Genomic DNA, 21,423 nt, shown 5'->3' with positions numbered 1-21,423 from the left:
AACCATGCGCTCTTGTTATCGTTGTTGGCATGGAAAGCAACACGGCCGGGCGCATGAGCATGATCCGGAAAAGCGTGTCGCGATTTTCCAAAGAAGTCATGCCCAGCGAGCCCGCCCGGCCGCAAAGTGGAATATCAGGCCGCAACCGTCTCGCGCTGCTCGATGGTCTGGCCGCCACGATAGACGATCAGCGTGGCGACGATGCCGAGAGCTGCGGCGCACATCAGCCAGTAGCCGGGCGAAGCCTTGTCGCCGGTCTGCTGGATCAGCCAGGTCGAGGCGAACGGCGTGAAGGTGCCGAACAGCCCGGCCGCCAGCGCAAAGGCCAGCGAGAAGCAGGTGGTGCGGACATGCGCCGGCACGATCTCGACCAGAGAGCCCAGCATGGTGCCGCTGTAGACGCCGAAATAGAACGAGAACATCATCTCGACCGCCAGCATCTTGCCGAACGACGGATTGGTCACCAGCCAGTGCAGCGCCGGATAGGCCGTGATGAGGGACAGGCCGGCGATCGCCAGCAGCACCGGCTTGCGGCCGATCCGGTCGGACACCGCGCCGCCGACCGGATTCCAGATGAAGTTGGTCACCGCAACCAGCAGCGTCACCAGCAGCGCGTCCTGGGTCGAGAGCTTCAGCACGGTCTTGCCGAAGGTCGGCGTGTAGACGGTGACGAAGTAGAAGGTGGTGGTGGTCAGCACCGCGATCATCATGCCGAGCACGACGATGCGCCAGTTCGCGATCGCCGAGGCAAACACCTCGCTCGCGGTCGGATGCTTCTTCATCGCGAGGAACGCCGGGGTCTCCTCCAGCGTCCGGCGCAGGAAGAAGATCACCGGGATGATCAGGCAGCCGACGAAGAACGGGATGCGCCAGCCCCAGGAGGCAACGGTCGCCGCCGGCATGCTCTCGCTGAGGACGAAGCCGAGGATCGAGGCGACGAAGATCGCGACCTGCTGGCTCGCCGACTGGAACGACGTGTAGAAGCCGCGATTGCCGGGCGTGGCGATCTCCGCGAGATAGACCGAGACGCCGCCGAGCTCGACGCCGGCGGAGAAGCCCTGCAGCAGGCGCGCGATCAGCACGATGATCGGCGCCGCAATGCCGATGGTCGCATAGCTCGGGCAGAGCGCGATCACCACGGTGCCGATAGCCATGATCGACAGCGTCACGATCAGGCCCTTGCGGCGGCCGATGCGGTCGATATAGGCGCCGAGCACGACGGCGCCGACCGGGCGCATCAAGGCGCCGAGCCAGAACACGCCGAACGCGTTGAGCAGCGCCGCGGTCTCGTTCTCGGAGGGGAAGAAGGCCTTCGCAATCGCCTGCGCATAGAAGCCGAACAGGAAGAAGTCGAACTGCTCGAGGAAATTGCCGCTGGTCGCGCGCAGGATGGCGCCAAGACGCGATTTGATCTGCGGGACTTGCGATGAACTCGACTGCGACATAACGCCCTTTCCTCCCCGTGACGAAACGGCCGGCGCAAATTGTTTCGCCGGCCAAAGCAGTTAACTGCCATGTGCGGCAATTTGGCACGCCTGTCCGGCGCGACCAACCCGAAATCACGCGGGGGGCTATGGGAAAAAAGCCGTAGGCGGACATCGTAGGGAGCGTATCGAGCGAAAAGGATACCGGTTCGCGCGAATAAACCTCGTCAAAACAACATTCTAGCGCTTCGGCGCTGGTGCAATCAGAACCGAAGCTCCGGCCGTCATGTGCGCCGCATCAAGGCGCGGCGTGCGCCGTTGTGCCGAGCCAGTTCCGGAACGCGGAGAGCTTTGGCGTATCGGCGCGTCCCTGCGGCGACACCAGGTAGAAGCCGGCGTCGGCAGGCAGCGCGATCTTGAAGGGAACCACGAGGCGGCCCTTGGCGATGTCGTCCTGCACATAGGAGGTGCGGCCCATCGCGACGCCGATGCCGTCGATCGCGGCCTGGATCGTCACGAACAGCAGGTCGAAGGTGACGCCGGGCTGCTTGGAAATATCGGTCGGCAGCCCCGCCGCGGTCAGCCACAGCCGCCAGTCGTCGCTGTTGGCGTTGCTGGTGTGCAGGAGCGTGTGATCCCTGAGGTCTTCAGGGCATTTCAGCGGCCTGGTTCCCTGCAGCAGCGACGGGTTGCACACCGGAAACAGCTCATCCGCCATCAGCCAGTCGGCACGCAGGCCCGCCCATTGGCCGCGGCCATAGCGGATCGCCGCGTCGACCTTGTCGCGCTGGAAGTCGACCAGGCTGGTCGAGGTGGTGATGCGAACGTCGATACCGGAATGCGCCTCCTGGAAGGCCGACAGCCGTGGCAGCAGCCATTTGGCGGCAAGCGATGCCAGCGTCGAGACAGTCAGCACGTGATCGTCGTCCCGGCGCAGCAGGCGGTCCGTGGCGAGCCTGAGGTCGTTGAAGGCGGCGCGGACGCCGGGAAGGTATTCGGTAGCCTCCGGCGTCAGGCTCAGCGAGCGGTTCTGGCGGACGAACAGGCGGACGCCGAGCTCCTCCTCGAGCCGCCGGATCTGATGGCTGATCGCGGTCTGCGTCACGTTCAGTTCGGACGCCGCCAGCGTGAAGCTCATATGCCGTGCGGCGGCCTCGAACGCCCTCAGGCCATTCAGCGAAGGCAGGCGGCTGGTCATCTCTTAAGCGTCTCCAGATGCATGACTTTAATTCATGCGAAACGGTACAAAGTGTCGTTTGTGAGTGGACCGAATAGCGCCGATATTACCGCCAACAGGTTACCGACAGGAGCCGCAGATGTCCATTTTCACCCATGAATCGATGACAAATCATCATACTCCCGGATTGCTGAACCAGGTCGGCGAGACGCTGCATGTCTGGTGGGAGCGCTACGAGCGCCGTCGCGAGCTGTCGCAGTGGACCGAGCGCGATCTGCACGACATCGGCATGTCCCGCAGCGACATCGTGTTCGAGACCGAGAAGCCGTTCTGGCGGGCCTGAGAAGGACGCCACCGCTGGCGCCGCCTCGATGAGGGGCGCAGGCCAATTTCTTCACCCGAGGAGCGTGTCATGGTTGCGCTGCATCTCGACGATCTCAAGCAATACTCTGACGTGCTGCGCGCCAAGAACGGCAGCGAGGTCAAGGTGCGCTTCGTCGAGCCGCGCGACCGCGAAGAGCTGCAGAGCTACATCCGCTCGCTCTCCGCGGGGTCCCGTTACAACCGCTTCCTGGGCGCGTTGAGCGAGCTGCCGAAGACGGAGCTCGAACGTTTCATCCACGTCGGCGAGGCTGACCGGTTCACGGTGGTCGCGACGATGCTGGTCGATGGCTTTGAGACCATCGTCGGCGAAGCCCGCTACGCCTTCCATGCCGATAATTCGAGCGTCGAGTTCGGCCTGTCGATCGATGACCGGTGGCAGGGCCACGGCATTGGCAAGGCGCTGCTGAAGAATCTCGAATGCCGCGCGGCGTCCTTCGGAGCCGAGCGCATCTTCGGCGACACGCTGCGTTCCAATGCGACGATGATCGGCCTCGCCCGCAAGTCGGGCTACGCCTTCACCCAGAGCCCCGGCGACTGGAAGCTGGTGCGCTTCGTGAAAGAGATCCACGTCGAACCGCAAGACATTCCCTGTGCCAGCTGGCGGCTTGCCGCCACTTCCCGCTTGGCCGCGATGTCCTCGCTTGCGGTTTGACTGACTAGGCCCGGTTCTGGCCCCTCCAGAACCGGGCCCTTTTCTTTTTGATTGCTCCGACCCCGTAGCCCGGATGAAGCGCGGCGTAATCCGGGGGCGTACCGCCGCGAGACTTGTCCCGATTTCGCTTCGCTTCATCCGGGCTACGAGCTCTCACCTCCCCTTGAAAAGGGGAGGTCGCTTTGCTCGTCAGAGCAAAGCGGGTGGGGATCTTCTCTCTCCCCGGCAATGGCGCGTGTGGCTGACCCCCATCCCGACCTTCCCCCTTTCAGGGGGAAGGAGAGATCGCGCTCAACTCCCCCGGAACACCGGCTTCCTCTTCTCGATGAAGGCCTGCACCGCCTCCTTGTGATCGGCCGTCGTGGTGAGGCGGATCAGCCGCTCGGCCTCGTGGTCGCGCGCGGTGGCGAAGTCGAATTGCAGCGCCTCGTCGAGATTGTCCTTCATGTAGCGCAGCGCGAGGGTCGGGCCCTCGGCGATCGACTTCGCCAGCGCAAAGGCTTCGTCCTGCAGCGTTTCGTCCGGCACCACGCGGTTGACGAGGCCGATCTGCTCGCACCTCGCGGCGTCAACCTTCTCCGAAGTGAACATCAGCTCGCGGGCGCGCGAGGTGCCGATCAGCCGCGTCAACAGCCAGGCCATGCCGTAATCGCCGCTCAGCGCCACGCGCAGGTAACCGGTCGAGATGAAGGCGGATTGTGCGGCGATCCGGATGTCGCAGGCCATCGCGATCGCAAGGCCGGCGCCGACCGCGGGGCCGGGAAGGGCGGCAATCGTCGGCTTGCGCACCGAGGCGAGCGCGCCGGTGAGCAGGCGCTGGCGCTCCTGCAAATCCGCGACCTTGTCCTCATAGGACATTTCGAGCTTCTTCTTGTCGCGGTGCGCGCCCATGCCCTTGACGTTGCCGCCGGCGCAGAACGCCTTGCCGGCGCCGGTGACGAGCAGCACGCCGACCTCGGGGTTCTCGCCGCAGGTCCTAATCATCGTGCGCAGCGCCGGCGTCAGCGTGTCCGACAGCGAGTTGCGGGCGTCCGGGCGGTTCAGCGTGATGACGGCGACGCGATCGCGGATCACGCAGAGCAGTTCGTCGGTGCCGGTCTCGATCTTGATTTCGTTCGACATGTTTTCCTTCCCCAGAGTTCCATCCGTCATTGCGAGCCACCCGGTCGGCGCGCAGCGCCGGCCGGATGACAGGCTCAGCGAAGCAATCCATGCCGCCGCAAGTGGAGGAATGGATTGCTTCGTCGCTTCGCTCCTCGCAATGACGAATGTGGCGGCGGTTTGCGTCCAGCCTACGCCGCTTGCATGATCTCCGTCATCTCAAAACTTCTCAACCCAGGGCCGCAATTCCAGCTCCCAGGTCCAGGCGCTGCGCGGCTGTTGCAGCACGTTCCAGTAGCTCAGTGCAATCGCGTCGGGATCGAGCATCGAGTCCGGCCGGTCGGCGGGCTCGGTGCGGGCGGCGCTGCGGATGCCGCCGTCGATCACGAAATGCGCGACGTGGATGCCCTGCGGCGACAATTCGCGTGCCATGCTCTGCGCGAGGCCGCGCAACGCGAACTTGCCCATCGCGAACGGCGCCGACTGCGCATAGCCCTTCACGCTGGCGGAGGCGCCGGTGAACAGGATCGCGCCCTTCTTGCTGGGTAGCATGCGCTTCGCCGCCTCCTGCGCTACCAGGAAGCCGCCGAATGCCGAGACCGCGATTGCCTGCTCGACCTCTGAGGGCACGAGTTCAACGAAGGGGCCGCGCGAGCGGCCGGAGGCGTTGTAGACCACGAGATCAGGCGTTCCGATCTCGCGCTCGACCAGACCAAAAAGCCGTTCGACATCCTCGGCCTTGGTGGTATCGCAGGCATAGGCGCGTGCGCCGGTTTCGGTGCAGAGCGCGCCGAGTTTCTCGATGCTGCGGGCGCCCAGTGCCACGCGAATTCCCTCTCGCGAAAATAGCCGCGTCAAGGAGGCGCTGAGGCCCGCGCCGGCACCGACGATCAGGGCGATCTTGTATTTTGGAATATCCATTGGGCTTTCCTTTGCTCGGCCGGAGGAGGATAGTCGTGCCCAAACAAATGAGCACCGAAGCCGGGAATTCAATGCAGCCGCACAAGCAGGATCCGAAAACGTCAGCCGCCACCAACCAGCCGGGGCTGCTGGCGCCCGACACGACGGGAATCAATTTCTACCGGGCCGATCCGGCGCTGACCGATCTTCTGAAGCTGCATCTGCCCGAGGCATTGTTCCGCCATATCGAGCCGCATCTCGACCGCCTCGGTGGGTTAGCCGGAGGCTATCTCGACGAATGCGCGCGACTTGCCGACCGGCATACGCCGGTGCTGCATCAGCGCGACAAGTTCGGCCGCGACGTGCAGCACATCGAATATCATCCGGCCTATCGCGAGATCGAGAACGCCGCGTTCGGCGAGTTCGGCATCCATGCGCTGTCGCTCCGCAAGGGCATCATGGGTTGGCCCGACAAATACCCTGTCGTGGCCAAGCACGCCTTCACCTTCCTGTTCAACCAGACCGAATTCGGCATGGGCTGCCCGATCAACGTCACCGACGGTTGTGCAAAGCTGCTGGCGAATTTCGGCAGCGAGGCGTTGAAGGCAAAATATCTCGACGGCCTGACCCAGACCGACATGAGCAAGCTGACGCAGGGCGGCCAGTTCATGACCGAGAAGGAAGGCGGCTCCGATGTCGGCACGCTGACCACGCGCGCCGTGCAGGAGGGCGATCACTGGCGGCTCTATGGCGAGAAGTGGTTCTGCTCCAACGCCGATGCCAAGGTGGTGATGCTGCTGGCGCGGCCGGAAGGCGCGGGGCCCGGCACCCGCGGCGTCGGCCTGTTCCTGATGCCGCGTTTCCTCGACGACGGCTCGCAGAACCATTACCGGATCGTGCGGTTGAAGGACAAGCTCGGCACCCGCTCGATGGCCTCGGGCGAGATCAAGCTCGACGGTGCGATTGCCTACGCCGTCGGCAAGCTCGACCGCGGCTTCGTGCAGATGGCCGAGATGGTGAATTCGTCGCGGCTCTCCAACGGCGTGAAATCGACCGCGCTGATGCGGCGCGCCTGGCACGACGCGATCACCGTGGCGAAGGGCCGCGTGGTGTTCGGCCAGCGCATCATCGACCTGCCGCTGGCGCGGCGCCAACTGATGAAGATCATGCTGCCGACCGAGCAGGCGCTGTCGATGAGCTTTTTGACCGCTGACGCGCTCGACCGCGCCGAGGCCGGCAGCCAGGACGCCGCGGCACTGCTCCGCATCCTGACGCCGACGCTTAAATTCCGCGCTACCCGCGACGCCCGCAAAGTCTGCGGCGATGCGATGGAGATGCGCGGCGGCATCGGCTACATCGAGGAATTCGTCACGCCGCGGCTGCTGCGCGACGCGCATCTCGGCTCGATCTGGGAGGGCACCGGCAACATCGTCGCGATCGATGCGCTGAAGCGCGCGGTCGGCCGCCATGGCGCCGACAATGCGCTCGCCGCCGATCTGCATGCGCGGCTCGATGACAGCGCGAATGTGCCGCAGGCCTGGCGCAACCGGCTGCGCGATCTCAGCGACCGTGCGGTCGCGTTTGCGCGCGAGGTGGCGAGCCGCGTCGACAATGAGGGCGACGCGCGCCGCGCCACCAGCCTGCTCTATCATGTTGCAAGCGCGGTCGCGCTGGCATGGGAGGGCGGACGCATCCACGAGGTGCGCGGCGATGCGCGCCGGCTGTTGCTGTCGCGGATGGTGGTCGATCACCGCGTGCTGCCGGGCGATCCGTTCCGGCTAACGGAAAATACCGTTCAGCGCAGGTTGACCGAGCACCTGCTCGGCGATCGCGCGGTCGGCATGGCCGAGGTTGGCGAATTGCTTGACGCAGCGTAGGCTGCCGCGCGAGCGAACTTTTCAAACAATCAAAAACGTCAAGGGAGACCCCGATGAAGGCCGCCGTTCTGCATGAAGTCAATCAGCCGCTGGTGATCGAGGATGTCAGCGTGCCCAATCCGGGGCCACGCGAGGTCCTGATCCGCACCGCGGTTGCGGGCCTGTGCCACTCCGACCTGCACTTCATGGAAGGCCTGTATCCGCACCCGCTGCCGGCGGTGCTCGGGCATGAATCGGCCGGCGTGGTTGAGAAGGTCGGCTCCGACGTCAATTACGTGAAGCCCGGCGATCACGTCGTCACCTGTCTGTCGGTGTTCTGCGGCACCTGCGACAACTGCACCACCGGGCGAACCGTGCTGTGCACCGACACCACCGTGAAGATGCTGCCCGGCGCCTCCAACCGCCTGTCATGGGGCAGGAAGGAGAAACTGAATCAGTTTCTCAATCTGTCGTCGTTCGCCGAGCAGATGCTGGTGCACGAGAACGCCATCGTGAAGATCAAGAAGGAGATGCCGCTCGATCTCGCCGCGCTGATCGGCTGCGGCGTCATCACCGGTTATGGCGCCGTGGTGAACACCGCGAAGGTGACCGCCGGCGAGACCGTGGCTGTGATCGGCTGCGGCGGCGTCGGCATGGCCGCGATCAACGGCGCGCAGATCGCGGGCGCCGGCCGCATCATCGCGATCGACACCAATCCGGCCAAGCTGCAGCTTGCGACCAAGCTCGGCGCAACCGACATCGTCGATCCGGCCCGCGGCGACGTCGTCCAGCAGGTGCGCGAGATCACCGGCGGCGGCGTGCAGCACTCGTTCGAGGTGCTCGGCCGCAAGGACACCGCCGAGCAGGCCTTCGCCATGCTGGCGGCAGGCGGCACCGCGACCATCGTCGGCATGATCCCGTTCGGCCAGAAGATCGAGCTGCACGGCTTCGACTTCCTGCGCGAGCGCCGCATCCAGGGCTCGTCGATGGGCTCCAACCACTTCCGCGTCGACATGCCGCGCCTCGTCGACTTCTACATGCGCGGCAAGCTGCATCTTGAGGACTGGATCTCGGCCAAGCTGAAGCTTTCCGAGATCAACGAGGGCTTCGCCAACATGAAGGCCGGCAAGACGCTGCGCAGCGTGATCATGTTCGACAGCTGACGAACTTGTCGTCGCCCGGCTTGACCGGGCGACCCAGTACGCCGCGGCGGAAGTTGTGAAATCAACTGCGGCCGCGGAGTACTGGATGCCCCGCATGAAGCGGGGCATGACAGCGGAGGGTGACGCTGCGAACGTCGCGCTCACCGCGCGACGTGCGCAGATACCGCGAGCCATTTTCCGTTCTGCCGCGCCCAGCAATCGGTGTAGCGGCCGCGCGCCGGCTCACCATCCGCGTTGGTGTAGCTGGTCTGGGCGTGGATGATGGCGAAATCGCCGAGGATGCGGATTTTGACGTCTTCGGCCTTCAGGCCCTTGATCTTCACCGGGATCGCCGTCTGCTTCAGGAAGGCAGCGCGGTCGACCAGGCTCTTGTCGGTATTGGTGCAATAAAAATCCTGCGCCAGGATCTCGTCGAAGCGCTTGACGTCACAGTTCTGAACGGAATCGACGTAATCCTTGTTGAGCCTTGTCAGCTCCTCGAGATCGTTGCTCATTGGTTTCCTCCCGGTTTCCCCTCGTCATTGCGAGGAGCGAAGCGACGACGCAATCCACGCCTCCGCGCAGACGGATATATGGATTGCTTCGCTTCGCTCGCAATGACGATGGCGAGTATCAATCATCAAACATCTTCGGCGGCACGAAGCCGCCGAACTCGCGCTCGATCAGCTCCGCGAGCTTGAGCGGCGTGCGGTCCTCGAGCCAGGGGCCGACGATCTGCACGCCGACCGGCAATCCGTCGGGCGCAAAGCCGGTCGGGATCGCAGTCGCAGGCAGGCCGGGCAGGGTCGCGATGCCGGGCCAGGCGAGCTGGTCGGTGTAGACGTGCGGCACGCCGTCGATCAAAATCCGCCGCTGCTCCTGGTCGGGCGCATGGTCGTGCGGATAGGCCGGCGTTGGCATGATCGGGCAGATCACCGCGTCGAACGACTTGAACAGCTCGCGCCATTGCGCGCGCAGCCGCGAGCGGGCGACCGTCGCCTGCACCCAGTCGCGGTGGCTGAGCGCGATGCCGCGTAGCCGCTCGGCCTGCAGGCTGTTGTTGCTGGCCGGCAGCGCGGCCGCCGCCGCGCATGCGCCGGCATAGACCTCCGGCGGGAAGGTCGCGGCGAGAAACGACAGCAGCATCCGCATATAGAGCCGCGAGGACGCCGCGAAATCCGGCAGCAGCGGGCTCGAACGCGATATCTTCGCGCCGGCCTTGTCGAGGTGGCTGGCGAGCTTGTCGATGCTGCCGCGAACCGCCTTGTCGGTCGGCAACACCGGATCGGTGTCGATGACGAGGATGCGGAAATCCTTCAGGCTGGCGTGGCGCGCCGCCGGCAGGTCGAGGCGATAGGCCTTGCCCGCATCGAGCGGATCGGGCGCGGCCATCACGTCGAGCAGCAGCGACAGGTCGGCCGCGCCGCGCGCCATCGGGCCGGTCACCGCAAGGTCGCGCTCATAGATGATGGGCGGCGCCGGCGGCGCGGTGTGGCCGCGCGACGGCAGCAGCGCGAAGGTCGGCTTGTGCGCATAGATGCCGCAATGAAACGCCGGCACGCGGAGCGAGCCGCCGATGTCGGAGCCGAGCGACAGCGCGCCATAGCCCGCGGCGAGCGCCGCCGACGATCCGCCGGACGAGCCTCCCGGCGTGCGGCCGAGGTCGTAGGGGTTGTTGGTGGTGCCGTAGATCTCGTTGTAGCTCTGCCAGTCGGCAAGCCCGACCGGCACATTGGTCTTGCCGAGGATGACGCCGCCGGCGTCCTTCACCCGCTGAATCGACAGCGCGTCCTCGGTCGGGACAAAATCCTTTTGCGGCAGGAAGCCCCAGGTGGTCGGCAATCCCGCGACGTTGAAGGATTCCTTCACCGTCATGGGAATGCCGAGCAGCGGCCTGTGCTCGCCGCGCGCGATCGCGGCATCCGCGGCGCGGGCAGCGGCGAGACCGCGCTCGAAGTCGCGCACGCAGACCGCGTTGACCCTGCCGTCGTGGCGCTCGATGCGGCCGATCGCGTCCTGTGCGAGCTCGACCGCCGAGACCTCTTTGTTGCGCAGCGCTTCCGACAGGTCGACGGCGGTCTTGAAACTGTAGTGCGATTTGGCCACGGCGTGCTCCCGGTTTGTTGTTGGCGCGATGATGGGCAGTTTGGCTGCCGCCCGCAAGCGCTGTAGCCGTGACGTCGTCGCCGTGTTTGATCGGAATTGCTACGCCGCGCCGATCAGGATGCCGACCGCGAGCACGATCGCGCCGCCGAGCACGATCTGGAACACCGCCTGCAGGAACGGCGTGTCCATGTAGCGCGCGCGGATGAAGGCGATCGCCCACAATTCGAAGAACACCACGATCCCGGCGATCGCGGTCGCGATCCAGAATGCGTTCGGCCAGGCGTCGGGCACCAGATAGGGAATGGTGTGGCCGAGCCCGCCGAGCGTCGTCATCAAGCCGCAGGTCAGGCCGCGCAGCCAGGGCGAGCCGCGCCCGGTCAGCGAGCCGTCGTCGGACAGCGCCTCGGCAAAGCCCATGCTGATACCGGCGCCGATCGAAGCGGCAAGTCCGACCAGGAATGTTTGCCAGTTATGATGCGTGGCGAAAGCGGCGGCGAACAGCGGCGCCAGGGTCGAGACCGAGCCGTCCATCAATCCGGCAAGGCCCGGCTGCACATATTGCAGCACGAACATCCGCCGACGCGTGCGGTCTTCCTCCGCGCGCACGTCGGGCTTGAGGATCTCGCCGGTCAGCTTCACCGCGAGCTTCTCGTGGCCCTTCTCCTCCTCGGCGAGATCGCCGAGCAGGCGGCGCACGCCGACATCCTCGGCCTTCTCGGCGGCTTTGGCATAGAAGCGCTCGGCCTCCAATTCCATGGTCTCGACTTCCTTGCGGATGGTGTCGAGCGGCAGATTCTTGGTGAGCCAGATCGGGCGCCGGCGCAAAAAGCCTTTGACGTCCTCGCGCCGGATCGGCGGCAGATGCGCCCCGAAGCGCTGCTCGTAGGTTTCCAGCAGCCGGTGGCGATGGCCGCGTTCCTCATCGGCCATCTCCTCGAAAATCTTGGCGGTGTCGGGATAGCGCTCGGCGAGATCCTCCGCGAACGTCATGTAGATGCGGCTGTCCTCCTCCTCGGAGGCGATCGCGACCGCCAGCACCTCGCGCTCGGTCAGATCGGCAAAGTTCTTCACGGCAACGCCTTCTTCACGGAGTTTAGAATTAGAATAGTTCTAAACTATAAAGTTGCACTGGCGCCGGGTCAAATCCGGATCGGCCGGGTTCGCTGCCGCAGCACCGGCAAGCCGCGCGGGTTGGGCGAAGAAAACGCGTGAGATCAACGGGATGCGATGCGACGGCCGAACGGGCGCTTAGCGCTGCGCGCCCGCCTCTCGCAGGAATGTGAGCAGAAGCCGGCTCACCTCATCGGGCTGTTCCTGCTGCACCCAATGGCCGGCGCCGTCGACCAGATGGCAGCCGATCATGTTGGTGCAGGCTTTCGTCCGCATCGCCTCGAACACGCCGGGCCGCTGGTAGGTGCCCCAATCCTGCTTGCCGGAAATGAAGGCCGACGGCTGGTCGATCGTGCGGCCGCTCCAGGTCTGCAGTTCCGGGACGAACGCGCCCGAAGTGCCGCAGCGATACCACTGCAGCCCGCCCTGGAATCCCGTGCGCTGATATTCGCTGCTGTAATAGGCGAGCTCGCTATCCGGCAGCCATGTGTTGGCGGCGATCGCCTCGCGTGACGGCATTTCCTCGGCGACGGTGGCGGCCATGTCCTTGGCGAGATCCATCACATAGTAGGTCGGCAGTTTTGCCAATTCGCCCGCCGACCAGGATTGCAACGGATACGGCTTGTTGTCTTTCCAGTCCGCGCTTTTGTGGTGGTAATAGGCGCGCAGGAAGTCGTGCACGCCCTGCGGCGCGCGATGCATGTCGTCATTGGCCGGGCGCGTCGAATAGTACCATTGGTAGTGCTTGCGCGGCCGCGGCAGCGCGGCGAGTTCGCGATGCACGGGGTCTTCGGTCGCGGGCTTTGCCGGCGCGCTCGCGGTGTTGAACGGCAGCGACGGCGGCCCCGAAAACGGCGCGCTCATCATCACAACCGCGCGGAACACGTCGGGCCGGATCAGCGCGCACCACGCCGCGACCGACGAGCCGAAATCGTGCCCGATCACCGCATCGACGTGTGTGTAGCCGAACGCTGCGACCAGCCCGAGCGCATCGCGCACCAGATTGGGCAGGCGGAACGACGCGAGATCGCCGTCATACTCCGCACTCGATCCGCTGGTGCGGCCATAGCCGCGCTGGTCCGGCGCGATGACGTGATAGCCGGCAGCGGCGAGCTTCGGCATCACCTTGCGCCAGGAAAACGCCAGCTCCGGAAAACCGTGCAGCAGCAACAAGCAGGGCCGGCCGGATGTTTCAAAGCCTGCTTCCAGCACATGCATGCGCAGGCCGTTGATCCCGTCGACATAACGCGAGCGGATGGTGGAGGGGAGCGGAACGTCGGGGAGGGCTTCCATTGTGCAGATCACCTGTTGGGCATCGCCGCAGAACCAGCGCATTTCACTGTATGCTGACGGTCATTGTTGAACGATAGCAATTTTGCCCAGGGGATGCATACCGCATGCGCCACGCGAAGATTGCAGAGCAGCCCGGCTGGACGTCGCTACTGGGTCTCATGATTGTGGCGGCAAGTCTGGTGCTGATGTCGGCGGTGCGTGCCGCCGACATCAAGCAGCTGACCGAAAAACTGCCGCACGCCTATATCGGCGAATTCCTGTGGGACGGCGACAATACGGTGCAGAACATCGTCGTCACCTTCGACAAGGTGAAGGCCTTGAATGAGCAGAACGCGGAAGCGCTCGGCTGCGGTACATATGAGGTCGGCCGTCGCGTGACCAAGATCGGCGTGCAGATGTTCATCCGGCTGTCCGATCTCGAGGTCGAGATATTCGAACGGTCCCCTGACGGCAACGGGGCGTTCGAAACCGACGGCAGCCATCGCGGCAAGCTGTCGGAGGATTTTCAGCAGATCGATGCGCAGTGGACCACCACAGCGACAGGCAAACACGGCCAGCTGCATCTGCGTGCCGTGGTGTCTGCTGCGTGTGAGCCAGCGGCGGAGTTGTAGGAGTGGGTCAGCAGCGCCGGCGGGCTGGGCTGCGTGCGCTCTTCATCCTCCCCTGGAGGGGTCTCCAGGGGAGGGTGAAGCGCGGCTACGCCTTGACTGGAGCCTTCGGCCAATAGCGGTCGCGCAAATGCCGCTTCACCAGTTTTCCGGTCGGCGTGCGCGGCAGCTCTTGCTCGAAGTCGATGCTCTTCGGGCATTTGATCGGCGACAGATGTTGCCGGCAGAACGCGATCAGCTCGGCCTCGAGCTCCTTGCCGGCCCTGGTGATGTCGTGCGGCTGCACCACGGCCTTGACCTCTTCGCCCATCTCCTCGTTCGGCACCCCGAACACCGCGACGTCGGACACCGCGGGATGCGTGATCAGCACGTCCTCGGTCTCCTGCGGATAGATGTTCACGCCGCCGGAGATGATCATGTAGCTCTTGCGGTCGGTGAGATAGAGGAAGCCCTCTTTGTCGAGGTAGCCGACATCGCCGAGCGTCGACCAGCCCTTGGCGTTGTAGGCCTTCTTCGTCTTCTCCGGATCGTTGTGATAGGAGAACGCCGGGGCGTCGGCAAAAAAGACCTGACCGATCTGGTCGGTCGGCGCCTCCTCGTCGTTCTCGTCGAGGATCTTGACCTTGCCGACCACGGCGCGGCCGACCGTGCCGCGGTGGGTGAGCCATTGCTGCGAGGTCGAGACCGTGACGCCGTTGCCTTCGGAGCCGGCGTAATACTCGATCAGGATCGGTCCCCACCACTCGATCATCTTCGCCTTGACGTCGACCGGGCAGGGCGCGGCGGCGTGGATCGCGCCCTTCAGCGAGGAGACCTTGTAGCGGCTCCGCACCTCGTCGGGCAGCTTCAGCATGCGCACGAACATGGTCGGCACCAGCTGCGACTGCGTCACCTTGTGCTTCTCGACCTGCTTCAGAAATTCCTCGGCGTCGAAATGCTCCATGATGACGGAGGTGCCTCCGAGCACGGTCGCCATCATGTTGAAGCGCAGCGGGGCCGCGTGATAGAGCGGCGCCGGCGACAGATAGATGCTGTCGGCATTCATGCCGCACATGTCGGCGGTGAGAATCCGCAGGAACGGGTTCGGCACGTCGATCCGGTTGCCTTCGAACTCCTTCTTGATGCCCTTGGGCCGGCCGGTGGTGCCGGAGGAGTACAGCATGTCGTAGCCCGCGACCTCATCGGCAACCGGCGTGGTCGGCTGCGCGCCGGCCTCCTTGTCATAGGAGCGGAAGCCTGGTGCGGGCTCGTCCATCATGTAGAACAGCGGCTCGCCCACCTCGCCCTTGATCAGGCCTTTCACCTTGTCGGCGCATTGCGGGGTGGTGATGAATACCTTCGCGCCACAGTCCTTGATGATGTAGGCGATCTCCTCTTCCGTCAGGTAGCGGCTGATCGCCGTGTAATAGAGACCCGAGCGCTGCGCGGCCCAGCAGATCTCCATGAAGGCGAGGCGGTTTTCCATCAGCAGCGCGATGTGGTCGCCGGCCTTCAGGCCGAGCGAGCGGAACAGATGCGCGCCCTGGTTCGAGAGCTCGTCGAGCTCGCGGTAGGTGATCGCCTTGCCGCTGCCCGCCATCTGGTAGGCGAGCTTGTTCGGATGGGTACGCGCGTGGGTCGACGGATGGGTCATTGTGTTTCCTCAGGGCATCAAGAGTGGTCGTCCCCGCGAACGCGGGGACCCATAACCACCAATTTTTCTTGTTGGACTGAGTTGTGGCCCCAGCCGCGCCTAACCACGGGCATTTGTGGTTATGGGTCCCTGCTTTCGCAGGGACGACACCTATTGCGTGGAGGCTGCGTGCCTCGTTTCTCGCGACGTTACAATCGCTCGACAATCGTGACGTTGGCCATGCCGCCGCCTTCGCACATGGTCTGCAGGCCGTAGCGCTTGTTGCGCTGCTTGAGGGCATGCAGCAGCGTCGTCATCAGCTTGGTGCCGCTGCCGCCGAGCGGATGGCCGAGCGCGATCGCGCCGCCATTGACGTTGAGCCGGGCCGGATCGGCGCCGGTGGTCTTCAGCCACGCGGTCGGCACCGAAGCGAAGGCCTCGTTGACCTCGAAGAGATCAATGTCGTCGATCTTCATGCCGGCCTTCTGCAGCGCGCGCTGGGTTGCCGGCAGCGGCGCTTCCAGCATGATCACGGGATCGCCGCCCATCATCGTGAGGTGATGGATGCGCGCCATCGGCTTGACGCCGAGCGCCTTCAGGCCCTTCTCGTTGACGACCATGACGCCGGAGGCGCCGTCGCAGATCTGGCTGGCGCTCGCCGCGGTCAGCTTGCCGTTCTCGGCGATCAGCTTGACGCCCTTGATGCCGTCGAGGCTGGCGTCGAAGCGGATGCCTTCGTCGATGTGATGGGTGTCGGTCGAGCCGTCGGCGCGGGTGATTGTCACCGGCACGATCTCGTCCTTGAAATGGCCGGCCTGTGTTGCCGCGATCGCGCGCTGATGGCTGTTATAGGAGTATTCGTCGAGCTCATCCTTCGACAGGCCGTACTTCTCGGCCATCATCTCCGCGCCGGTGAACTGGCTGAAGACGATGTTGGGATATTTCGCCTCGATGCCCGGGCTCTTGTAGTGGCCGAAGCCGTTCTTGGCGGGCAGCGAGGAGGCGAGGCCCATTGGCACGCGGGTCATCGATTCCACGCCGGCGGCGATCACGCAGTCCATCGTGCCAGACATCACCGCCTGCGCCGCGAAGTGCAGCGCCTGCTGCGAGGAGCCGCACTGGCGGTCGATCGAGGTCGCGGGCACGCTCTCCGGCAGCTTCGAGGCCATCACCGCGTTGCGCGCGATGTTGGTGGACTGCTCGCCGGTCTGCATCACGCAGCCCATGATCACGTCCTCGACCTGCGCGGGGTCGGCACCGGTGCGCTCGACCAGCGCATCGAGCACGGTCGCGGCCAGATCGGCCGGATGCCAGCCGGCGAGACGCCCTCCCTTGCGGCCGCCCGCGGTGCGAGCGGCGGCGACGATATATGCCTCGGCCATGTCTGATCTCCCTGATGTTTCCGGATTGGGCGGTCTGAAAGTTGGGCCGGATTTAAGGGGCGGCTCAGCATTTAGTCAATCAATCAATTAACTCTTGAGTGCGACCCCGCCATGGGCTTATGTGCGGCCTCGATTTACCGTCGAACCCTGACACTGAGCGGGACCAGAGCGCAGTTGAATACCAGCGTACCGACGAAACTTCCGGCCGGCAAAAATGCCACCGCCGACAAGCTATTGGTCGCAGCCAGCGAGCTGATGATCGAACGCGCCTCCATCGAGGTCTCGCTGTCCGACATCGCGCAGAAGTCGGGCGTCAACGCCGCGCTGGTGAAATATCATTTCGGCAACAAGGACGGGCTGTTGCTGGCGCTGCTGGCGCGCGACGCCGCCACCGAGATATCGCAGCTCGAATATCTCATCAGCCAGCCGATCACGCCGTCCGCGAAACTGCGGCTGCATATCGGCGGCATCATCCGCGCGTATCACCAGTTCCCCTATATGAACCGGCTGATCCATTATCTCCTGCACGAAAGCTCGCCTGCCGCCGCGAACGAGGTGTCGAAATTCTTCGTCGCGCCGCTGTTGGATTTTCACCGCCGGCTGCTCGCCGAAGGCATCAAGGCCGGCGAATTCCGCAAGATCGATCCGGTGCTGTTCTACACCAGCCTGATCGGCGCCTGCGATCATCTGTTCTTCGGCCGCCACGCGATGTCGCGCGCGGTCGGCGTCGGTCCGGTCACCGACGAGGTCTGCCGCGAGTACATCAAGCATATGGAAGCCTTGATCTTCGGCGGCGTGCTCAATCCCGACAAGGAAACGGCAGCGGTTGCCGCCGGATAACAAGTTCGAAGTCTAGAGAAGAAACGCCCAAGGAAAGGTTGTATCCATGCAGTTGAAAGACGTTGCCGTTCTCATCACCGGCGGTGGCTCCGGCCTTGGTGCCGCAACCGCGCGCGCCATGGCCGCCAAGGGCGCCAAGATCGGCGTGATCGACCAGAACAAGGAAAACGCCGAGAAGGTCGCCGCCGAGGTGAAGGGCGTCGCGCTGCATGCCGACGTCACCGACGAGGACGCGATCAAGGCGGCGATCGCCAAGGCCGAGGCCGCGCACGGCATCGCGCGCGTGCTGATGAACTGCGCCGGCATCGGCGGCTCGCAGCGCATCGTCGGCAAGGACGGCGTCTATCCGCTGGCGAAGTTCGTCCGCATCATCAACGTCAATTTGATCGGCACCTTCAACGTGCTGCGGCTGTTCGCCGAGCGGCTGGCGACCGAAGCCCCGATCGGCGAAGAGCGCGGCGTCGCGATCAACACCGCGTCGGTCGCGGCCTATGAAGGCCAGATCGGCCAGATCGCCTATTCCGCCTCGAAGGGCGGCGTCGTCGGCCTCACGCTGCCGGCGGCGCGCGACCTCGCCAGCCTGAAGATCCGCGTCAACACCATCGCGCCCGGCCTGTTCCTGACGCCGCTGCTGATGGGTCTCAACGAGGAAGCGCGCAAGAGCCTCGGCGCCCAGGTGCCGCATCCGGCCCGCCTCGGCGATGCCTCGGAATACGGCAACCTCGCCGTTCACATCGTCGAGAACCCGATGCTCAACGGCGAAACCATCCGCCTCGACGGCGCCATCCGCATGGCGCCGCGCTAACGCTGGCTCTGCCGTACTTCCCTTCTCCCCTTGTGGGAGAAGGTGGCGCGGACGCAGTCCGCGACGGATGAGGGGTTCTCTCCGCGGAGACAGACCCCTCACCCAACCGAATGCAAGGCAATAGCGAACATGCCCTCTCCCACAAGGGGAGAGGGCACAGCAACGAGCATCGCGTTCGCTGAACGGTCGGGAGGACCATGCGCGTGTCTCAGCCGCTGCTGATCGAACATCACGACGGGGTCGATTGGGTCACGCTCAATCGCCCCGAGAGCCTCAACGCGCTCGATCCTTCATTGATCGACGCGCTCAACGTCTACTTCCAGGGCTTGCAGCGCAATCGCGACACCCGCGTCGTGGTGCTGAAGGGCGCCGGTGCGAACTTTTGCGCCGGGCTCGACCTCAAGCACGCGATGGCCCGCCGCGGCGGGCAGGCCGAGCCGCCTGGCGTCACGGAGTCGCTGGACTCGCAGCGCCGCATTGCCGACATCGTGATGCTGATGCGGCGCGCTCCGCAGCCGATCATCGCGTTGGTGCAGGGCGCGGCCGCCGGCGGCGGCTTTGCGCTGGCGCTCGCGGCCGACATCCGCATCGCGGCGAAGAACGCGCGGATGAATTGCGCCTTCATCAAGCTCGGTCTCGGCGGTTGCGACATCGGCACCAGCTATTTCCTGCCGCGCCTCGTCGGCGTGTCGGTTGCTTCCGAACTGATCCTCACCGGGCGCTTCATCCATGCCGACCGCGCGCTTGCGGTCGGCCTGGTGTCCGAGGTGGTCGAGGCCCGCGATCTCGATGCTGCGGCCAATCCTTATGTCGAGGCGATGATGACGGCCTCGCCGGTCGGTCTCCGCCTGTCGAAGGAATGCATCAACATGAGCGTCGATGCCGGCTCGATCGAGGCCGTGATTGCGATGGAAGATCGCAATCAGGTGCTGTGCAGCCGCTCGGAAGATTTCCAGGAAGGCATCAGGGCCTTTCTCGAGAAACGAAAGCCTGTCTATATCAGGCGCTGAGAACAGATCCTCTAAAGGACAAGAATTCCGGGAGACGCAAAATGGATGGAGACGCGGCGATGCTGACGAAACCTGCCTTTCGCAAGGTGGATTGGCTCGCACGTGACATCGCGGTCGAGCGGCGCGGTGACGGTACCGTCGTCCTGAAGTCGCGGATTCCGCTCCAGGCCTACGAGACGCACATTCCGGCCTATCTCGCCAAATGGGCGGCGCAGGCGCCGGAGCGGATCTGGCTCGCGCAACGCGGCGGTCCCGACCGGCAGTGGCGCAAGGTCTCCTATGGTGAAGCCAAGCGCACCGTCGATGCGCTGACGCAAGGCCTGCTCGATCTCGGCGTTGGCGACGGCCGGCCCGTCGCGATCCTCTCCGGCAATTCGATCGAGCATGCGCTGATGACGCAGGCCGCGATGCAGGCGCGGCTGCCGGCCGCGCCGGTGTCGCCGGCCTATTCGCTGATGAGCCAGGATCATCTCAAGCTCAAATATCTGTTCAACCTGATCAAGCCAGCCGTCGTGATGGTGCAGGACGGACCTGCCTTCGAGAAGGCGCTGAAGGCGATCGACCTCACCGGCATCCCGGTCGTTCACGTGCTGCGTCCCTGCGAGGGCATCAAGAGTGTGGCCTTTGCTGACCTCGCGGCAACGAAGGTGACGGCTGACGTCGACGCGTCGATCGCGAAGATCACGCCTGACACCACGGGCAAGCTGCTGTTCACCTCGGGCTCGACCGGCATGCCCAAGGCCGTCATCAACACCCAGGAGATGATGTGCGCCAACGCGGCGATGATGATGCAGGTGCGCCCGCGTGAAACGGAGGGACCGATCCCGACGGTGCTCGACTGGATGCCGTGGAATCACACCATGGGCGGCAACGCTGCGTTCAATCCGGTGCTGGTCGACGGCGGCACGCTCTATATCGACGACGGCCGGCCGATGCCGGGCCAGCTCGAGGAGACCATCAGGAACCTGCGCGAGGTGTCGCCGACCTATTACGCCAACGTGCCGGCCGGCTATGCCGCGCTCGCCGCCGCGATGGAGAAGGACGAGGCGCTGTGCGCGAGCTTCTTCAAGAACCTCTCGATCATGGCCTATGGCGGCGCGCGGCTGCCCGACGATCTCTATGACCGCATGCAGGCGCTGGCGGTGAAGACCACGGGCGAGCGCATCGTGTTCTACACCGGCTGGGGCTCGACCGAGACCGCGCCGACCTCGACCGGCACCTATTGGGACACCGAGCGCGTCGGCCTGATCGGCCTGCCGTTCCCCGGCGTCGAGCTGAAGATGGTGCCGTGCGGCTCGAAATACGAATTGCGGCTGCGCGGCGTCAACGTCACGCCCGGCTATTTCGGCCAACCGGAGCTCACGGCAAAGATGTTCGACGAGGAAGGCTTCTACTGCATCGGCGATGCCGGCGTGTTCGTGGACCCCGAAGACCCGCTGCAGGGCATCATCTTTGCCGGCCGCGTGGTCGAGGATTTCAAGCTGACGACCGGCACGTTCGTGCATGTCGGCTCGTTGCGCACCGATGCGATCGCGGCCGCGACGCCGGTCGTGCATGATGCGCTCGTTGCGGGGCAGGACCGCGAGTTCATCGGCCTGTTGTGCTGGCCGAACCTGCATGCCTGCCGCCAGCTCGTCGGCAACGCCGATGCCAGCTATGAGGACGTGATCCGGCATCCCGAGGTGGTCGCGTGCCTCAAGAAGGGCTTGCAGGCGCACAACGCTTCCATCACCGGCAGCAGCATGCGCATCGCGCGTGCGATGCTGATGGTCGAGCCGCCGTCGATCGACGGCAACGAACTCACCGACAAGGGCTACATCAACCAGCGCGCCGGCCTCGAACGCCGCGCCGCACTGGTCGAGAAACTGTACGCCGGCAAGCCCGGCGACGACGTGATCATCTTGAACTGATCCTACGAAAGCAAACGCGTCATTCCGGGGCACGCGAAGCGTGAACCCGGAATCCAGAGAGGTTCCTTACGTCGAGATTCCGGGTTCGATGCTGCGCATCGCCCCGGAATG

At 64.8% G+C, this 21,423-nt stretch carries 19 protein-coding genes; 9 read left to right on the top strand and 10 right to left on the bottom strand.

Translation table 11 applies throughout. The annotated features are described in order from the left end of the window. Window positions 1–134 precede the first annotated feature (134 nt). Both QJT82_RS09300 and QJT82_RS09295 read right to left on the bottom strand, forming a co-directional pair. Window positions 135–1,445, bottom strand: a complete 1,311-nt coding sequence (locus QJT82_RS09300) for an MFS transporter (RefSeq protein ID WP_028339132.1) — start codon at window positions 1,443–1,445, stop codon at window positions 135–137. Between the two features lie 277 nt (window positions 1,446–1,722). Continuing rightward, window positions 1,723–2,622, bottom strand: a complete 900-nt coding sequence (locus QJT82_RS09295) for a transcriptional regulator GcvA (protein ID WP_028339131.1) — start codon at window positions 2,620–2,622, stop codon at window positions 1,723–1,725. 118 nt (window positions 2,623–2,740) lie between these two features. Between QJT82_RS09295 and QJT82_RS09290 the strand changes: the two genes are divergently transcribed. After that, a complete protein-coding gene (locus tag QJT82_RS09290; RefSeq protein ID WP_028339130.1) occupies window positions 2,741–2,944 on the top strand; it encodes a DUF1127 domain-containing protein in 204 nt (67 codons plus the stop codon). A gap of 69 nt (window positions 2,945–3,013) precedes the next feature. Next, entirely contained in the window at window positions 3,014–3,637 is a 624-nt protein-coding gene (locus QJT82_RS09285) for a GNAT family N-acetyltransferase (RefSeq protein WP_028339129.1), read from the top strand. Between the two features lie 291 nt (window positions 3,638–3,928). On the opposite strand, the gene QJT82_RS09280 is transcribed toward QJT82_RS09285, so the two are convergent. Both QJT82_RS09280 and QJT82_RS09275 read right to left on the bottom strand, forming a co-directional pair. Further along, window positions 3,929–4,759 carry an enoyl-CoA hydratase gene (locus QJT82_RS09280; protein ID WP_028339128.1) on the bottom strand — a complete coding sequence of 277 codons (831 nt, stop codon included), beginning with the start codon at window positions 4,757–4,759 and terminating at the stop codon, window positions 3,929–3,931. Between the two features lie 198 nt (window positions 4,760–4,957). After that, window positions 4,958–5,659 carry an SDR family NAD(P)-dependent oxidoreductase gene (locus tag QJT82_RS09275; RefSeq protein ID WP_028339127.1) on the bottom strand — a complete coding sequence of 234 codons (702 nt, stop codon included), beginning with the start codon at window positions 5,657–5,659 and terminating at the stop codon, window positions 4,958–4,960. Window positions 5,660–5,730: 71 nt separating this feature from the next. On the opposite strand from QJT82_RS09275, the gene QJT82_RS09270 reads away from it, so the two are divergent. Both QJT82_RS09270 and QJT82_RS09265 read left to right on the top strand, forming a co-directional pair. Continuing rightward, window positions 5,731–7,515: an acyl-CoA dehydrogenase family protein gene (locus QJT82_RS09270; RefSeq protein WP_028339126.1), complete on the top strand. Its 1,785-nt coding sequence runs from the start codon at window positions 5,731–5,733 to the stop codon at window positions 7,513–7,515. A 53-nt stretch (window positions 7,516–7,568) separates the two neighbouring features. Beyond that, window positions 7,569–8,657, top strand: coding sequence for a Zn-dependent alcohol dehydrogenase (locus QJT82_RS09265; protein ID WP_028339125.1), 1,089 nt, complete (start codon window positions 7,569–7,571; stop codon window positions 8,655–8,657). 140 nt (window positions 8,658–8,797) lie between these two features. Here QJT82_RS09265 and QJT82_RS09260 read toward each other — a convergent pair whose 3' ends face one another. The 4 genes from QJT82_RS09260 to QJT82_RS09245 all read right to left on the bottom strand — a co-directional run bounded on the left by QJT82_RS09260 (window position 8,798) and on the right by QJT82_RS09245 (window position 13,145). Continuing rightward, on the bottom strand, window positions 8,798–9,151 hold the full coding sequence (locus tag QJT82_RS09260; RefSeq protein WP_028339124.1) for a nuclear transport factor 2 family protein: 354 nt from the start codon (window positions 9,149–9,151) through the stop codon (window positions 8,798–8,800). Window positions 9,152–9,269: 118 nt separating this feature from the next. Next, window positions 9,270–10,742, bottom strand: coding sequence for an amidase (locus QJT82_RS09255; RefSeq protein WP_028339123.1), 1,473 nt, complete (start codon window positions 10,740–10,742; stop codon window positions 9,270–9,272). 99 nt (window positions 10,743–10,841) lie between these two features. After that, complete coding sequence (gene mbfA / locus QJT82_RS09250; RefSeq protein ID WP_028339122.1) at window positions 10,842–11,813, bottom strand: iron exporter MbfA; 972 nt, start codon at window positions 11,811–11,813, stop codon at window positions 10,842–10,844. A 177-nt stretch (window positions 11,814–11,990) separates the two neighbouring features. Continuing rightward, entirely contained in the window at window positions 11,991–13,145 is a 1,155-nt protein-coding gene (locus QJT82_RS09245; RefSeq protein ID WP_028339121.1) for an alpha/beta hydrolase, read from the bottom strand. 104 nt (window positions 13,146–13,249) lie between these two features. On the opposite strand from QJT82_RS09245, the gene QJT82_RS09240 reads away from it, so the two are divergent. After that, on the top strand, window positions 13,250–13,756 hold the full coding sequence (locus QJT82_RS09240; RefSeq protein ID WP_028339120.1) for a hypothetical protein: 507 nt from the start codon (window positions 13,250–13,252) through the stop codon (window positions 13,754–13,756). An 85-nt stretch (window positions 13,757–13,841) separates the two neighbouring features. Here the strand turns inward: QJT82_RS09240 and QJT82_RS09235 are convergent, their stop codons facing one another. Then, window positions 13,842–15,386: an acyl-CoA synthetase gene (locus QJT82_RS09235; RefSeq protein ID WP_264641737.1), complete on the bottom strand. Its 1,545-nt coding sequence runs from the start codon at window positions 15,384–15,386 to the stop codon at window positions 13,842–13,844. A gap of 188 nt (window positions 15,387–15,574) precedes the next feature. After that, complete coding sequence (locus tag QJT82_RS09230; protein ID WP_028339118.1) at window positions 15,575–16,747, bottom strand: acetyl-CoA C-acetyltransferase; 1,173 nt, start codon at window positions 16,745–16,747, stop codon at window positions 15,575–15,577. Window positions 16,748–16,921: 174 nt separating this feature from the next. Here QJT82_RS09230 and QJT82_RS09225 point away from each other — a divergent pair, with 174 nt between their 5' ends. From QJT82_RS09225 to QJT82_RS09210, 4 genes are all read left to right on the top strand, one after another. Then, entirely contained in the window at window positions 16,922–17,587 is a 666-nt protein-coding gene (locus QJT82_RS09225; RefSeq protein WP_016847446.1) for a TetR family transcriptional regulator, read from the top strand. Window positions 17,588–17,633: 46 nt separating this feature from the next. Further along, on the top strand, window positions 17,634–18,392 hold the full coding sequence (locus QJT82_RS09220; protein WP_016847447.1) for an SDR family NAD(P)-dependent oxidoreductase: 759 nt from the start codon (window positions 17,634–17,636) through the stop codon (window positions 18,390–18,392). Between the two features lie 203 nt (window positions 18,393–18,595). Further along, a complete protein-coding gene (locus QJT82_RS09215) occupies window positions 18,596–19,402 on the top strand; it encodes an enoyl-CoA hydratase/isomerase family protein (protein ID WP_028339117.1) in 807 nt (268 codons plus the stop codon). A gap of 41 nt (window positions 19,403–19,443) precedes the next feature. Then, the gene (locus QJT82_RS09210; protein WP_028339116.1) at window positions 19,444–21,312 is read left to right on the top strand and encodes an AMP-binding protein; all 1,869 of its coding nucleotides are present in this window, start codon (window positions 19,444–19,446) and stop codon (window positions 21,310–21,312) included. Window positions 21,313–21,423: the final 111 nt, after the last annotated feature.

The organism is Bradyrhizobium sp. Mp19 (genome assembly GCF_029952935.1).
Lineage (GTDB): Bacteria > Pseudomonadota > Alphaproteobacteria > Rhizobiales > Xanthobacteraceae > Bradyrhizobium > Bradyrhizobium elkanii.
This window is presented reverse-complemented; position numbering and strand designations above follow the sequence as displayed.